Here is a 15,000-nt window from a genome sequence, read left to right as displayed (position 1 = left end):
CATGTCCAAGACCCACCTGTTCGACCTCGACGGCAAGATTGCTTTTGTGTCCGGCGCCAGCCGCGGTATCGGTGAAGCCATCGCCAAGCTGCTGGCCCAGCAAGGCGCCCATGTGATCGTCTCCAGCCGCAAACTGGAAGGCTGCCAGCACGTGGCGGATGCAATCATCGCCGCCGGCGGCAAGGCCACGGCCGTGGCCTGCCACATCGGTGAAATGGAGCAGATCACCCAAGTGTTTGCCGGTATCCGTGAACAGTTCGGCCGCCTGGATATCCTCGTCAACAACGCCGCCACCAACCCGCAGTTCTGCAACGTGCTGGACACCGACCTCGGCGCCTTCCAGAAGACTGTGGACGTGAACATTCGCGGCTACTTCTTCATGTCGGTGGAAGCCGGCAAGCTGATGCGCGACAACGGTGGCGGCAGCATCATCAACGTGGCGTCGATCAACGGCATTTCCCCTGGCGTGTTCCAGGGCATCTACTCGGTGACCAAGGCCGCCGTGATCAACATGACCAAGGTGTTCGCCAAGGAATGCGCAGCGTTCGGCATTCGTTGCAACGCCCTGCTGCCGGGCCTGACCGACACCAAGTTCGCCTCGGCGCTGGTAAAGAATGATTCGATCCTGAAAATGGCGCTGGCGCAGATCCCGCTCAAGCGCGTGGCCGACCCGAGCGAAATGGCCGGCGCGGTGCTGTTTCTGGCCAGCGACGCCTCCAGCTACACCACAGGCGTGTCGCTGAATGTGGACGGCGGCTTCCTGTCCTGATTAAGCATTCGGCGGTTGCTGGCGAAAGCTCACCGCCAGGCGGTTCCAGCCACTGATGCTGGACACCGCCATGGTCAGGTCCACCAGTTCCTGTTCGCTGAACTCCACGCGCACTGCCGTGTAGAGTTCATCCGAGACACTTGACGTCGGCAGTGTCGCCACCGACTCGCTCCAGGCCAACGCGGCCTTCTCCCGCGCGCTGAAAAACGGCGAATCACGCCATACGCACAGTGCAAACAGGCGTCGCTCGCTCTCGCCACGCTGACGCGCTGCCATCGAATGCATGTCGGTGCAAAACCCACAGTGGTTGAGCTGCGAGACGCGGACCTTGATCAACTCCAGCAGCGGCTTCTCGATGGACAGCTCAAAGGTCGCCGCCTCCAGCATCAACATGCCTTTAAGCGCTTGCGGTGAGGCGGTGTAGTAATCCAGACGGCGTTCCATGGGCGGCTCTCGGGCGGGCAAGTCATTGTGCGCTAGCCTAGAGCCCACGCCCCATAAGCCCTATAGCCAATCGAGCGGTTTATGCGCAGACCATTTTGAGCGCGCTGCGCGAGCGAGTAGTCTTGGCCCAGAGTGACTGCCTTGGGATGAAACATGGAACTGCACGTGGTGATCAACGGCCGCAAAGACCTGGCCGAACAGCTGTACCGGCAGTTGCGTGAAGCCATTGCGTCCGGACGCCTGGCTGTCGGCGCGCAACTGCCGCCCAGCCGCCTGTTGGCCGAGCAAATCGGCGTGTCGCGCAAAACCGTGTCTGACACCTATGCCACCCTGACGTACGAAGGCCTGCTGGTGGGCAAGACCGGCCGCGGCACTTTCGTCAATGCCCATCCAGTGCAGACTGAGCGCGTGCAAACCGCCGCCGACCTGGCCTGTGCCGCCAACCTGGGCAAATGGGCGGCGCTGCCCTCGCCCATGCGCCATCCCACGCGCGACAGCACACTGCGCTATGAATTTATCGGAGGCGCCACCACCCGCAATCAGTTCCCCCAGGATGAATGGCGGCGCTGTACCCAGGATGCGTTGCGGCGTATCGCCCGGGACAGCGGCTTTTACAGTCAACCGGAAGGTTTGCCCGCGCTGCGCGAGGCCATCGCCGGGCACGTCGCATTTTCACGCGGGGTGAAATGCCGCGCCGACGACATCGTGGTGACCAATGGCGCGCAGCAGGCACTGGACCTGATCGCCCGCGTGGTGCTGGAACCGGGCACCACGGTCGCCATGGAAGACCCCGGCTACAGCCCTGCGCGCCAGCTGTTCATGGCCATGGGCGCCCAGGTTGCCGGCGTGCCGGTCGACGCGCAAGGCATTCAGGTCGACCTGATCCCGGACGGCACACGGCTGATCTACGTGACCCCGTCCCACCAGTTTCCCCTGGGCATGCCCATGAGCCTGGCGCGCCGCGAAGCTTTGCTGGCGCGCGCGTTCGAGCTGGGCGCGATCATCATTGAAGACGACTACGACAGCGAATTTCGCTACGAAGGCCGCCCCACCGATTCCCTGCAAAGCATGGACAGCCGTGGCGTGGTCACGTACGTCGGGACCTTCTCGAAAACCCTGCTGCCGGAGTTACGCCTGGGCTATGCGGTGCTGCCGCCGGCCATTTACGGCGCGGTGCTCAAGGCCAAGCAACTGACCGATCAGCACAGTTCCACCCTGCCGCAATGGGCCCTGGCCAAGTTCATCAGCGAAGGCTACTTGCTCAAGCACATTCGCCGCTGCCACACGGTGTACGCCGGGCGCCGCGAACGCATCCTGCAGCGCCTGGCAGGTGACTTGGCGCCCTGGTTTGAAGCGGTACCCAGCGTGGCGGGGTTTCACATGGCGGCGCTGTGCAAGGTGCCGGTGAATATCCCGTTGCTGATGGAACTGGCGCGGCGCGTGGAAGTGGGGGTGTACCCGGTGGATGTGTTCTTCCATGACACCCCCGTGCGCCAAGGTTTGATCATCGGCTTCGGCGCCATCGAGCTGCTCGACATCGACCCGGCGCTGGACCGGCTGCGCGATATTCTGCAGCAGATTGGCTAGCGGGTTTTCCCGCGCATTGGTCATTGGTCCGGTGCGCTCGGCGGCGTAGGGTGAAGAGGTCTCGAACTTCTCGGAAACCTCATCATGAAACGACTGCTCGCTGCCACCCTGATGCTCGCCTCGCTCAGCGCCCTCGCCCACGAGCCGGTTTACAACCAGGAATCCATCAAGGTGCTGCAGGAACACGCCTTGACCAATGTGCCCGGCAAGAAAACCATCATGCTCACCGTCGATTACGCCCCCGGCCAGGCCACCGTGCCGCACAGCCACACCGGCACTGCCGTGGCATATGTGCTGGAGGGTGAGATCACCTCGCGGGTCAACGATGAAAAGGCGATTACCTACAAGGTCGGTGAGTCGTTCTATGAAGCGGCCGGCTCGCGGCACTTTGAATCAAGCAATGCCAGCCAGACCCAGCCGGCCAAGCTGCTGGTGGTGATGGTGCTGGATGACAAGGCCGAGGTGCTGACGCCGCTGCCACAGTAATCAGCTACGCCACAAAACCCTTGTGGGAGCGGGCTTGCTCGCGAAGACGGCGGTTCAGCCTCCACAGCTGGAGACTGACACAGCGCCTTCGCGGGCAAGCCCGCTCCCACACTTTGGATTGGCTTGGGCCAGAGGTTCAGGGCCGTTTGAACTGGCGGCGCAGCTGCTCGATCCGCGGTCGGCAGGCACAGCCTTCCAAGTGATCATTGACCATGCCCGTCGCCTGCATCAACGCATACATCGTAGTCGGGCCGACAAAGGTCCAGCCGCGTTTTTTCAAGGCTTTGGATAAGCGCACCGAAGCCGGTGACGTTGGGTTGCCGGTCCAGTAAGCCATGTCCACCACGGCCGGGCGCTCCGCCTCGGCTGGCTCGAACGCCCATATCCAATGGGCCAGCGAGCCGGTTTCCTCCACCAGTTCGCACGCCCTGCGCGCGTTGTTGATGGTGGAGACGATCTTGGCCCGATTGCGCACGATGCCGGGGTCATTCATCAGGCGGGCGATATCCGCCTCGTCATATTGCGCGACGCGGCGAAAATCAAAGCCCTCGAAGGCTGCCCGAAACTGCTCGCGCTTGCGCAGGATGGTGATCCACGCCATGCCGGCCTGAAAGCCTTCCAGGCAAATCTTCTCGTACAGTTGAATATCATCCGCCACCGGCACGCCCCACTCGTGGTCGTGATAGCGCGGGTACTCCGGCGCCGCCGTGCGCCAGGTGCAGTGGGTCTGCCCTGTGGCGTCCGTGGTCAGTCCTGATGCATCCATCAATCACCTCGCGATTCAAGCCGCGGATGATAAGCGAATTTTTTTCCAGCCCGCCAACCGCTCAAGCGCCACGCTTGCCGACCAACTGGTCAGACCGGGACCTGTCAACCGCCGATTATTTACTTGTGATTTCAAAAAAACCCGGCGTAGACTGGCCGCGCACTGGACTTACCGGTAAGACCACAACAATTAAGCCCTGGAACCACCAGGGCACCGAATAGAGATCCCTCCCATGCTCAGATGGTGCTCGCGTTCGATTTTCCTGCAAGTCGTGATAGGCCTGATGCTGGGCATTATCTGCGGCCTGGCCCTTCCCGAATTCTCCTCGCAACTCAAACCCCTGGGTGACGGCTTTATCAAGCTGATCAAAATGCTGATTGGCCTGATCGTATTCTGCGTGGTGGTCAGCGGTATTTCCGGCGCCGGCGACTTGAAGAAAGTCGGGCGCATCGGCCTCAAGTCAGTGATCTACTTTGAAGTGCTGACCACCGTCGCACTGGTGATCGGCCTGATCATGGCGTTCAGCACCGGTATCGGCCAAGGCGCGAATATTCATCTGGAACAGCTTTCGTCCGCCGGGTTGAATGAACTGGCCGACAAAGGCCAACACATCCGCGGCACCAGCCAGTTCCTGATGGACCTGATCCCCAACTCGGTGATCGGCGCCTTCGCCGACAACAACGTGCTGCAAGTGTTGCTGTTCTCGGTGCTGTTCGGCAGCGCGCTGAACCTGGTGGGCGAAGCCGCCTCGGGCATTTCGCGGTTGATCAACGAGCTGAGCCACGTGATATTCCGCATCATGGGCATGATCGTGCGCCTGGCGCCGATCGGCGTGTTCGGCGCCATTGCATTCACCACCAGCACCTATGGCCTGGATTCGCTGCAACACCTGGGCAGCCTGGTGGGTTTGTTCTACCTGACCTGCTTTGTCTTTGTCGCGGTGGTGCTTGGCCTGGTGATGCGCGTGTCCGGCCTGCGCATGCTGCCGCTGCTCAAGTACCTGCGCGAAGAACTGCTGATCGTGATGGGCACCGCCTCCTCCGATGCGGTACTGCCACAGATCATGCGCAAACTCGAGCACCTGGGCATTGGCAGCTCGACTGTAGGCCTGGTGATTCCGACGGGCTACTCGTTCAACCTCGACGGCTTTTCGATTTACCTGACCCTGGCCATCGTGTTTATCGCCAACGCCACCGGCACGCCGCTGTCGATGACCGACTTGCTGACCATCCTGCTGGTGTCGTTGATTACCTCCAAGGGCGCCCATGGGATTCCCGGCTCGGCACTGGTGATTCTGGCGGCGACCCTCACCGCTATCCCGGCGATTCCCGTCGTAGGGCTGGTGCTGGTGTTGGCAGTCGACTGGTTCATGGGTATTGGGCGCGCATTGACTAACCTGATCGGCAACTGCGTCGCCACGGTGGCCATTGCTCGCTGGGAAAAAGACATCGATATCCAACGCGCCAACAAGGTGCTCAACGGCCAGCAAGGCTATGCCTTCCAGGCCAAGAAGCCGGTGCTGCCGGCGCATCAGGAGTTCTGACCCATTCTATGAGCGACACAGGTCAGCTGTGGGAGCGGGCTGGCTGGCGAAGGTGCAGGTTCAGCTTGCACATGGGGTGACTGGCATCGCGCATTCGCGAGCCAGCCCGCTCCCACCTTTTGACCGTCGCCAGTTTGGCCATTGTATTCGCACCATCAAGGAGACGTAGACGTGATCAGCACCTCAACCGTCGTCAATTCAGTCGTAGAAAAACTGCGCGCCGCACTCAAGCGTGGCCAGTGGCGGCGTGGCGAAATGCTGCCCGGCCAGCGTGAACTGGCCGAGCAGATGGGCATCAGCCGCCCGAGCCTGCGCGAAGCGGTAATCGTGCTGGAAACCCTTGGCCTGGTGCGCTCGATGCCCGGCAAGGGCGTGGTGGTACTGGAAACCAGCGTCAGCGAGCCGCACGCCAGCGACGCCGTGGCCGACGCCAGCCTCGAAGACATCCTGCAACTGCGCTACACCCTCGAGCCCTTCATCGTCGGCCTGGTGGCCCAGTCCATCAGCAGCAAAGAAGTCGGGCAACTGCGGCTCACCTTGATGGACATGCGTGAAGCCCTGGATGCCGGCGATGCCGAAGCCGGCATGAATGCCTACATCGGCTTTCACGAAGAACTGTTCGCCCTCACCTCCAACCCGATCTTTCAAAACGTGGTGCAACAGACCAGCAACGCCCTCAAGCAAAGTGCCCAGGTGCTGCGCAACTCGCCCGAACATTTGGCCGAACGCCTGCAGGAAAACGAAGCCGTGGTGCGCGCCATCCGCAACAAAAACAGCGCCCTGGCAAGTGCGGAGATGCGTCGGCACATCCTCCAGGAAGGCCTGCGCATGGGCATCCGTTTGAACATCCCGGACGACCATCTGGGCAGCTGAATTTTTGGAGACCGGCCATGACCGCCCACGCGCTGCACCGCGATCCCATTCTCCCGGCCCTGCGCCTTGTGGCCGGTAAAAAGCCCTCGGTGGACGACATCTACCCGCGCTTGTTTGATGCCATCCTCGAACAGCGCATCGCCCCCGCCAGCCGGTTTACCGAAGAAGGCCTGGGCGAAATCTTTGGTGTGAGCCGCAGCGTGATTCGGCGCGTACTGGCCAAGCTGTCCCATCAGCAAGTGATCATTCTGCGTCCCAACCAGCGCGCCCAAGTGGCCGCGCCTGATGCCCAGCAGACGCGGCAGATTCTGGAAGCGCGGCGAATGACGGAAGTGACCGTGGTGCAGCTGGCCTGCGCCCAGGCCACGCCCGCGCACATTCGGCAGCTACGTGAGTTGATCGCCCGTGAACGTGATTGCATCGACCGCGACCAGCGCGCAACGGCGATTCGACTGTCCGGGGAGTTCCACCTGCAATTGGCCGCGATGGCGCACAACGCGCCCCTGGCGCAGTTCCTCAATAGCCTGGTGCCGTTGACCTCATTGATCATTGCCCAATACGAGGCACACGCCTGCACGTACTGCGCGTGGCAGGAGCATGTGGCGATTGTGGATGCGCTGGAACAACGCGATGTGAACCGCGCAATCGGCCTGATGACCCAGCACCTGGATCATCTGGAGGCAAAATTGCTCACACTCGACTGACGCTCGCCACCGCGTCGATTGCCTGCTGCATCAAGTGTCTTCTCGCGTGATCCACTTGGGCACCTTGGGCGCCTGGTAACTCAATACGGCGGCCAGCAAACGCTCCACGTTCGGTTCCACGATCAGCATGTTGCGGTGCACGGGTTTTAGAAACGCCTCACTGACAACCGAGTCGAGAAACGTGGCCAGGCCGTCGTAAAAGCCGTTGATGTTCAGCAGAGCGCACGGTTTTGCGTGCTGGCCAAGTTGCGCCCAGGTCCAGACCTCAAACAACTCTTCAAACGTACCGATGCCGCCGGGCAACGCGATAAAGCCATCGGAAAGCTCGGCCATCAGCGCTTTGCGCTCGTGCATGGAGCTGACGATCCGCAAGTCTTTGAGGCCGGTGTGCGCCAGTTCCTTCTCGGCCAGAAACGCTGGCATGACCCCGATCACTTCACCGCCATTGGCCAGCGCGGCGTCAGCCACCGCCCCCATCAAGCCGACCGAGGCGCCACCGTAGACCACGCCGATACCCGCCTTGGCCAGCGCCTCACCCAATTGAGCCGCCATTTGCGCATACACCGGCAATCGGCCCGGGCTTGAACCCGAGAAAATACAAAGTCGCATACACCCTCACTTGATCTGATTGTGTTGAGCACAGCGCTCATTTAACCACGCCACATCCCACGAGCAGAATCAGCGTTACCGGCCACCTTAAGCATTACCCCGTAGATCGATCGCACAAAGATCCATTGTAGGAGCTGGCTTGCCTGCGATAGCGGTGGGTCAGTTTGCACGTCTTTCACTGAAAGACCGCCATCGCAGGCAAGCCGCCCCCACGTGTGGCCAAGGGTGTTTGGTCAATCGTGGCGAAACAAAAAGCCCCCGCCTCTCACGAGACGGGGGCTTTTGTTTTACCGCAGGATCAAGCCGGTTGCAGCACCGACTGACCGCTCAACGCCAGGTCCAGCAGTTCACGGTTGGCGACTGCATACATGGCGTAGTCCGTGCCGACCGCAGCACGAATTTCCACCATCATGGCGCGCCAGCGATCAGCCATGTCCTGATGCTGCTCAAGCCACAGGGCCACACGGGCTTCCATGTCGTGTGGTGCGTCGGCCATTTGCAGAACAGCGATGGTGATCGCGCGTTGCTGCCAGTCCACGTCATCGCGGAAGGCTTCGCGGGCCGCGGCCTGCCAGTTGTTGGCCACCGGCAGATCGCTGATCTGCTGCAGGTACCATGGCAGGTCCAGGGCGCTGCCGACGGCGAAGTAGGCCTTGGCCACTTCGGCGGCGTCATGCCCGGTCACGTCGGCGGCTTCGATGATTGGCAGCAGGGTGTACAGGTGAGTCGTGCCTGCAACCATGCGCGCCAACAACTCTGGCACACCCGCTTCGGTGTAGGCCTGGTAGCGGTTCTGCCAGCCTTCACGGGTCGGGCCTTCCAGCAGTTCGTCGAGCTTGAGGCCCAACGCGGCCAGGTGCGGACCAAAATGCGCGGTGTCACGGCCAGCATCCTGCTCGTTGCGACGGCTGCGCAGGAACCAGCGCGTGGCACGGCGGCCCAGACGCATCAGCTCGTCCATCAACTCCAGTTGCACGTCAGCGGAAACCTGGTGGTCCAGGGCTTCGATCTGACGGAACCAGTGCGGGAGATGGAAAATGTCACGCACGATCACGTAGGCACCGGCCACGTTCGCCGGGCTCATGCCGGTCGACTCTTTGAGCCGTTGCACGAAGGTGATGCCCATGTGGTTGACCAGGTCGTTGGCGATCTGGGTGCTGACGATCTCGCGCTTGAGGCGGTGGCGACGCATGGCTTCGCCGAACTTGGCGACCAGGCTCGGCGGGAACGCGGTCTCCATGTCACGGGTCAGGTAGTCGTCATCCGGCACCAGCGACTTGAGCAGGGCTTCCTTGAGGTCGATCTTGCTGTAGGAGATCAACACCGACAGCTCCGGACGGGTCAGGCCCTTGCCGTTGGAGGCGCGCTCGGTGAGCTGCTCCTCGGTCGGCAGGTACTCGATGGCGCGGTCCAGCTTGCCACGGCCTTCCAGGTCGCTCATCAGACGCTTGTACTCGGCAGCACGCTCGTAGGCACGGCGCGCAGCCAGGGACAGGGCCTGGGTCTGCTTGTAGTTGTTGCCCAACACCAGGTTGCCGACTTCGTCGGTCATGCTCGCCAGCAGCTGGTTGCGCTGCTTGTCGGTCATGTCACCGGCCTGCACCACTTCGTTGAGCAGGATCTTGATGTTCACTTCGTGGTCGGAGCAGTCCACGCCACCGGCGTTGTCGATGAAGTCGGTGTTGGAACCGCCGCCATTGAGGCCGAATTCCACACGGCCCAGTTGGGTCATGCCGAGGTTACCGCCCTCGCCCACTACTTTGCAGCGCAGCTCGTTGCCGTTGACACGCAAAGCGTCGTTGGCCTTGTCGCCCACGTCGGCATGGCTTTCGGTGCTGGCCTTGACGTAAGTGCCGATGCCGCCGTTCCACAACAGGTCTACCGGCGCCTTGAGCAAGGCGTTCAGCAGCTCGGTCGGGGTCAGCTTGTCGGCCTGGATGTCGAAGCGTTCTTTCATCTGTGGCGAGATGGCAATGCTTTTCGCGCTGCGCGAGAAGATACCGCCGCCTTCGGACATGATGCTGGTGTCGTAGTCGGTCCAGGCCGAACGGGGCAGCTCGAACAAACGCTTGCGCTCGACGAAGCTGGTCGCCGGGTTCGGGTTTGGATCGATGAAGATGTGCAGGTGGTTGAAGGCCGCGACCAGTTGCAGCTTGTCGGACATGAGCAAGCCGTTACCGAACACGTCACCGGCCATGTCGCCGACGCCGACCACCGTGATGCTGTCTTCCTGCACGTTGATGCCGCGCTCACGGAAGTGACGCTGCACACCCACCCACGCGCCCTTGGCGGTGATGCCCATTTTCTTGTGGTCGTAACCGGCCGAACCACCGGAAGCGAACGCGTCGCCCAGCCAGAAGCCGTAGTCGATGGCGATGCCGTTGGCGATGTCGGAGAAGGTCGCAGTGCCCTTGTCCGCTGCCACGACCAGGTACGGGTCATCGTCGTCATGACGCACGACGTTGGCCGGCGGCACCAGGGCGCCGTCTTTCAGGTTGTCGGTGATGTCCAACAGGCCCGAGATGAAGATGCGGTAGCAGGCGATGCCCTCGGCCGCGATTTCGTCGCGGGTGCCGCCCAATGGCAGGCGACGCGGCAGGAAGCCGCCCTTCGCGCCCACGGGCACGATCACCGAGTTTTTCACTTGCTGGGCTTTTACCAGGCCGAGCACTTCGGTACGGAAGTCTTCTTCACGGTCGGACCAGCGCAGGCCGCCACGCGCCACGTTGCCAAAGCGCAGGTGCACGCCTTCAACACGCGGCGAGTACACGAAGATTTCGAATTTCGGCACCGGCTTGGGCAGCTCAGGAATCGCGCGCGGGTCGAACTTGAAGCTGAAGTACGACTTGTTCTGGCCGTTGGCGTCGGTCTGGTAGAAGTTGGTCCGCAGGGTGGCCTTGATCAGGTCCAGGTAGCGACGCAGGATGCGGTCTTCGTTGAGCACCTGAACGTCGTCCAGGGCAGTCAGAATCGCTTGTTCCAGGCGTTGCTGCTTGTCTTCCAGGTCATCGGCGGTGAGCTTGCGCGCCAGGTAGAAGCGCGTCTTGAACAACCGGGTCAACTCGCGGGCGATGTCGGTGTGGTTATTCAGGGTGCTGGCGATGTAACCCAGGTCGAAGCCCAGGCGGATCTGCTTCAAGTAACGCGCATAGGCACGCAGCAGCGCCACGTCGCGCCATGGCAGGCCGGCAGTCAGTACCAGGCGGTTGAACGCATCGTTTTCGGCATCGCCGTGCACGATGTGCACAAACGCGTCCTGCAGGGTGTCGTTGAGCTGCTGGATATCGAGGTTCACGCCTTCGGCGGCGATAAAGGCGAAATCGTGAATCCAGAACTCGCGGCCATTGGCGTGACGCAGGCGGTACGGGAATTCACCCAGCACGCGCAGGCCAAGGTTTTCCAGGATCGGCAGCACGTCGGACAGTGCCAGCGGCGTGTCAGCGTGGTAGAGCTTGCAATGCAGCTCGCGCTGGCCGGAGACCTGGCCCAGCGGCTGGTAGAAGCTCATCACCAGCGGGTTGGCTTCGGTCAGGCTGTTCAGGTGCTGCATGTCGACCACGGCCGAATGCGCAGCAAAACGCTCGCGGTAGCCGGCCGGGAAGCCTTTGGGGAAGTCCGCCAGCACGTTGGTGCCCTGGGCTTCGCCGAAGCTTTCGACCACAAGGCTGGAGTAGTCGTCCTGCCAGCTGCGGCAGGCCTGCACCACTTCTTTTTCCAGTTGCAGCGGGTCGATGTCCAGGCGGTTCTTGGGGTCAACCCGCAGAATCAGCTGTACGCGGGCCAGCACGGACTCGGAGAAGAAGGTCCAGAATTCGCAGTCCGAGGCTTTCAGGCGATCCATCAGCACTTGCTGGATCTTCTGGCGCACTTCGGTGGAATAGATGTCGCGCGGCACGTAGGCCAGGCAGTAGCAGAAACGACCGTACGGGTCTTTGCGCAGGAACACGCGGATCTTGTTGCGCTCCTGGATCTGCACGATCGACATCACGGTGCTGAACAGTTCGTCGACCGGGGTCTGGAACAGGTCGTCACGCGGCAGCACTTCAACCACTTGAGCAAGCTCTTTGCCCAGGTGAGCCTTGGGTTGGAAACCCGAACGGCGTTCGATTTCCGCGACCTTGCGACGGATGTACGGAATCACTCGCACGCTTTCGCCGTACACCGAGGAGGTGTAGAGGCCCATGAAGCGGTGTTCCTTGATGACCTTGCCATCAGCGTCGATCTCGCGGATCGACACGTAGTCCGGGTACGCCGGGCGATGCACGCGGCTTGGGTGCGCGGCCTTGGCGAACGACAGCACGGTCGGTTCACGCAGGTAGGCCACGGCGTAGTCTTCGATGCGCAGGTCTTCGGCGGTGAGGCCGGCACGCAGCAGCTTGGTCAGACCGAGGAAGGAATTGGCGTCATATTCGATATGCCCGCCGTCCGCCTCGTCACGTACCACGAACTCTTCATAGCCCAGGAAGGTGAAGTGGTTGCCCACCAGCCATTCGAGGAAGTTCTTGATCTCGGCTTTTTCTTCGCCGTCGATGCTGAACTGGCTGGCGTCGATACCGGCCAGCAGGTTCTGGACCTTGGCTTTCATCGGTTCGAAATCAGCCACGGCCACGCGCACTTCACCCAGCACCTGCTCAAGCTCTTTGCTCAGCACGTTGAGTTCGGCGGCATTGGCGCAGCGGTCGATTTCCAGGTACATCAGCGATTCTTGCTGAATGCCTTCGCCCTGGGTGCCTTTAGGCAGGATTTCCAGCAACTCGCCCTTGTTGCCACGGCGCACGCTGAGCACGGTGGTTTGCAGAGTGTGAATGCTGTAGCCACGACGGTTCAGCTCGGTACGCACCGAGTCGACCAGGAAGGGCAAGTCATGGTGCAGCACTTCGACCGCGGTGTGCGTCGATTGCCAGCCATGACGTTCGTAATCGGGGTTGTAGACCCGCACCTGCGGTTGGGTGTGATCAAAGCGCTCAAGCAGGCGCCAGGCAGACAAGGTGCAACCGGCCAGGTCGGAAAGGCGACGTTGGGTCAGTTCGTCCAGGGAAATGATGCCGAAAAATTGTTCAGCAAACAGCGCCACTTGTGGCAGTGCCTGTTCACTGATGTGCTGCGCCAGTGCCGCTTGCAGTTGATGCTGGAAGTCGGCCTTGCTGGCTGCGGTGAAGAACGCCATCTGTGGTACTCCGCTTGGGCTTGTTATTGATGGAAGCGTCGCGTGTTATCCCCTTGCGGGGAGACCGTCAGCTCTGTTCGCGGTCTACAGTAACGAATTCAGAGTGACAGGTGGGTGAAGCTGGACAAGACAATGAGGTCACATACAACTTCCATAAGATGTACATCGTGCAGGGCGACGGTACGACGGGCAGGTCAGACTCCCGGCACAGGGCATATCCGTTGCGCAGCTTAACGAGTGTAGGAAGACAGCTGCTTGCGACGCTGCGACATATTCGGTCATCGGTACGCAGGCTTTGGGTTGCGACTTGAGCAACCCGGATTTTTCCGAAGAAAAACCGCCTGTTTTCAAGCCTTCGAGTACCGAAAATGACTGGTATTGCCCGTCAGGTCATGCACTGGGTCTGACACACGATGCAGCACAAAATTCGCGGCGATGGCACAATTGGCGCGCTGCGCCCTCCCCCAGACAGGATTTCCCATGCTGCAACTGAACACTGACGCACTGATGGCCACCCCGTGCGACGAAGAAGAAGACAACATGGCCATGCTCTGCTGCCACGGCAAAAACGGCGAGATGTTTATGCTCACCCGTTACCCGGATGAAGAGGAAGTAGAACTGACCTGGGATTACGAGCCGTCGACCCTGGATGGCCTGAAAGTCACGCTGAGCAACACGACGTTGCGGGTGGAGTTGGCTGCAGGCGATGCCGATGCGCTGGGGGGCAAGGATCATCTGGAAATTCTCCACAGCACCGCCGCGTCGGATTTGGCTGAAGTTGAAGAAACCTTGCAGAACATTCTTAAGGGCACTGGTACGTTCACGCGAATCTAAGCTGCACCAACGATCAAATATGGGAGGGGGCTTGCCCCCGATAGCAGTCGATCAGTTATAGATGTATAAACTGATCCACCGCTATCGGGGGCAAGCCCCCTCCTACATTGGCGCCGTTCCCATACAAATTTCCTACAAGATTTGCCAAAAATACCCGTCACGCCGTTAGTCGCCACCCACCTCGATGCATTAAAGTAGGCGCCCCAGGCCGGCGTTTTTATCAACGCCCGGCCTCATCTCTCCAGGAACCGTCATCGATGGAACATCGTGAAGCGCTGCTCGCGCTGCGAACTTTTCTTTCTACGCAGATTCTCGGCCAGGAAAAACTCATTGATCGCCTGCTGATCGCCCTGCTGGCCGACGGCCACATGCTCGTCGAAGGCGCACCGGGCCTGGCCAAGACCAAGGCCATCAAAGAGTTGGCTGAAGGCATCGAAGCGCAGTTCCATCGTATCCAGTTCACCCCCGACCTGCTGCCCGCCGACATCACGGGCACCGAGATCTATCGCCCGGAAACCGGCAGTTTCGTGTTCCAGCAGGGGCCGATCTTTCACAACCTGGTGCTGGCGGACGAAATCAACCGCGCGCCGGCCAAGGTGCAGTCGGCATTGCTCGAGGCCATGGCCGAGCGCCAGGTCAGCGTGGGCCGCAGCACGTACGACCTGTCGCCGCTGTTTCTGGTGATGGCCACGCAAAACCCTATCGAGCAGGAAGGCACCTACCCACTGCCCGAAGCCCAGCTCGACCGTTTCCTGATGCACGTCAAGATCGGCTTCCCGGACGCCGCCGTCGAACGGCGCATCCTGCAACAAGCCCGCGGCGAAGCCCTCAACGGTGAAACCAAACCCGAGCGCCGCGTCAGCCAGCAGGCAATCTTCGCGGCGCGCAAGGAAATCCTTGGCCTGTACATGGCCGACGCGGTGGAGGAATACCTGGTGCAACTGGTCATGGCCACCCGCACCCCTGCCAAGTTCGACCCGGAGATGGCCGAGTGGATCGCCTACGGCGCCAGCCCACGTGGCTCCATCGCCCTCGACCGTTGCGCGCGTGCCCACGCCTGGCTGGCCGGGCGCGACTTTGTGAGCCCGGAAGACATCCAGGCGGTGCTGTTCGACGTGCTGCGCCATCGCATTATCCTGTCGTTCGAAGCGGAAGCGGCCGGCATCGACCAGGACCGTGTGGTGCAACGCATTCTCGACGTCGTTGCCGTCGCTTGAA

At 61.3% G+C, this 15,000-nt stretch carries 12 protein-coding genes; 8 read left to right on the top strand and 4 right to left on the bottom strand.

Going from position 1 to position 15,000, the window contains the following annotated elements; all coding sequences use genetic code 11:
- Position 1 precedes the first annotated feature (1 nt).
- On the top strand, positions 2-769 hold the full coding sequence (locus AC19YS_RS30480) for an SDR family oxidoreductase (RefSeq protein ID WP_056860254.1): 768 nt from the start codon (positions 2-4) through the stop codon (positions 767-769).
- Here the strand turns inward: AC19YS_RS30480 and AC19YS_RS30475 are convergent, their stop codons facing one another.
- Entirely contained in the window at positions 770-1,213 is a 444-nt protein-coding gene (locus tag AC19YS_RS30475; protein ID WP_106580479.1) for a carboxymuconolactone decarboxylase family protein, read from the bottom strand.
- 153 nt (positions 1,214-1,366) lie between these two features.
- Between AC19YS_RS30475 and pdxR the strand changes: the two genes are divergently transcribed.
- Entirely contained in the window at positions 1,367-2,800 is a 1,434-nt protein-coding gene (pdxR, locus tag AC19YS_RS30470) for a MocR-like pyridoxine biosynthesis transcription factor PdxR (protein WP_500603440.1), read from the top strand.
- An 84-nt stretch (positions 2,801-2,884) separates the two neighbouring features.
- The gene (locus AC19YS_RS30465) at positions 2,885-3,286 is read left to right on the top strand and encodes a cupin domain-containing protein (RefSeq protein WP_106580481.1); all 402 of its coding nucleotides are present in this window, start codon (positions 2,885-2,887) and stop codon (positions 3,284-3,286) included.
- Between the two features lie 136 nt (positions 3,287-3,422).
- Here the strand turns inward: AC19YS_RS30465 and AC19YS_RS30460 are convergent, their stop codons facing one another.
- Positions 3,423-4,052, bottom strand: a complete 630-nt coding sequence (locus tag AC19YS_RS30460; protein WP_500603439.1) for a DNA-3-methyladenine glycosylase I — start codon at positions 4,050-4,052, stop codon at positions 3,423-3,425.
- 217 nt (positions 4,053-4,269) lie between these two features.
- On the opposite strand from AC19YS_RS30460, the gene AC19YS_RS30455 reads away from it, so the two are divergent.
- The 3 genes from AC19YS_RS30455 (at position 4,270) to AC19YS_RS30445 (ending at position 7,172) form a co-directional block, all read left to right on the top strand.
- Positions 4,270-5,595 (top strand): C4-dicarboxylate transporter DctA, encoded by a 1,326-nt coding sequence (locus AC19YS_RS30455; protein ID WP_177410144.1) that lies wholly within the window; start codon positions 4,270-4,272, stop codon positions 5,593-5,595.
- Between the two features lie 171 nt (positions 5,596-5,766).
- A complete protein-coding gene (locus AC19YS_RS30450; protein WP_106580484.1) occupies positions 5,767-6,468 on the top strand; it encodes a FadR/GntR family transcriptional regulator in 702 nt (233 codons plus the stop codon).
- Positions 6,469-6,485: 17 nt separating this feature from the next.
- On the top strand, positions 6,486-7,172 hold the full coding sequence (locus tag AC19YS_RS30445; RefSeq protein WP_500603438.1) for a GntR family transcriptional regulator: 687 nt from the start codon (positions 6,486-6,488) through the stop codon (positions 7,170-7,172).
- Positions 7,173-7,202: 30 nt separating this feature from the next.
- Here AC19YS_RS30445 and AC19YS_RS30440 read toward each other — a convergent pair whose 3' ends face one another.
- Both AC19YS_RS30440 and AC19YS_RS30435 read right to left on the bottom strand, forming a co-directional pair.
- The gene (locus tag AC19YS_RS30440; protein WP_106580486.1) at positions 7,203-7,781 is read right to left on the bottom strand and encodes an LOG family protein; all 579 of its coding nucleotides are present in this window, start codon (positions 7,779-7,781) and stop codon (positions 7,203-7,205) included.
- A 298-nt stretch (positions 7,782-8,079) separates the two neighbouring features.
- Positions 8,080-12,948 (bottom strand): NAD-glutamate dehydrogenase, encoded by a 4,869-nt coding sequence (locus tag AC19YS_RS30435; protein WP_500603437.1) that lies wholly within the window; start codon positions 12,946-12,948, stop codon positions 8,080-8,082.
- Between the two features lie 480 nt (positions 12,949-13,428).
- On the opposite strand from AC19YS_RS30435, the gene AC19YS_RS30430 reads away from it, so the two are divergent.
- On the top strand, positions 13,429-13,782 hold the full coding sequence (locus AC19YS_RS30430; RefSeq protein ID WP_106580488.1) for a hypothetical protein: 354 nt from the start codon (positions 13,429-13,431) through the stop codon (positions 13,780-13,782).
- Between the two features lie 257 nt (positions 13,783-14,039).
- Positions 14,040-14,999 carry an AAA family ATPase gene (locus AC19YS_RS30425; RefSeq protein WP_003174327.1) on the top strand — a complete coding sequence of 320 codons (960 nt, stop codon included), beginning with the start codon at positions 14,040-14,042 and terminating at the stop codon, positions 14,997-14,999.
- Position 15,000 lies beyond the last annotated feature (1 nt).

It is taken from the genome of Pseudomonas sp. MF08831, assembly GCF_059862645.1.
This window is presented reverse-complemented; position numbering and strand designations above follow the sequence as displayed.

Excerpts from the sequence above, each read along its gene's own strand:
- AC19YS_RS30480 (WP_056860254.1), top strand. The coding sequence starts at position 2 with ATGTCCAAGACCCACCTGTTCGACCTCGACGGCAAGATTGCTTTTGTG.
- AC19YS_RS30475 (WP_106580479.1), bottom strand. The coding sequence starts at position 1,213 with ATGGAACGCCGTCTGGATTACTACACCGCCTCACCGCAAGCGCTTAAA.
- pdxR (WP_500603440.1), top strand. The coding sequence starts at position 1,367 with ATGGAACTGCACGTGGTGATCAACGGCCGCAAAGACCTGGCCGAACAG.
- AC19YS_RS30465 (WP_106580481.1), top strand. The coding sequence starts at position 2,885 with ATGAAACGACTGCTCGCTGCCACCCTGATGCTCGCCTCGCTCAGCGCC.
- AC19YS_RS30460 (WP_500603439.1), bottom strand. The coding sequence starts at position 4,052 with ATGGATGCATCAGGACTGACCACGGACGCCACAGGGCAGACCCACTGC.
- AC19YS_RS30445 (WP_500603438.1), top strand. The coding sequence starts at position 6,486 with ATGACCGCCCACGCGCTGCACCGCGATCCCATTCTCCCGGCCCTGCGC.
- AC19YS_RS30440 (WP_106580486.1), bottom strand. The coding sequence starts at position 7,781 with ATGCGACTTTGTATTTTCTCGGGTTCAAGCCCGGGCCGATTGCCGGTG.
- AC19YS_RS30435 (WP_500603437.1), bottom strand. The coding sequence starts at position 12,948 with ATGGCGTTCTTCACCGCAGCCAGCAAGGCCGACTTCCAGCATCAACTG.
- AC19YS_RS30430 (WP_106580488.1), top strand. The coding sequence starts at position 13,429 with ATGCTGCAACTGAACACTGACGCACTGATGGCCACCCCGTGCGACGAA.
- AC19YS_RS30425 (WP_003174327.1), top strand. The coding sequence starts at position 14,040 with ATGGAACATCGTGAAGCGCTGCTCGCGCTGCGAACTTTTCTTTCTACG.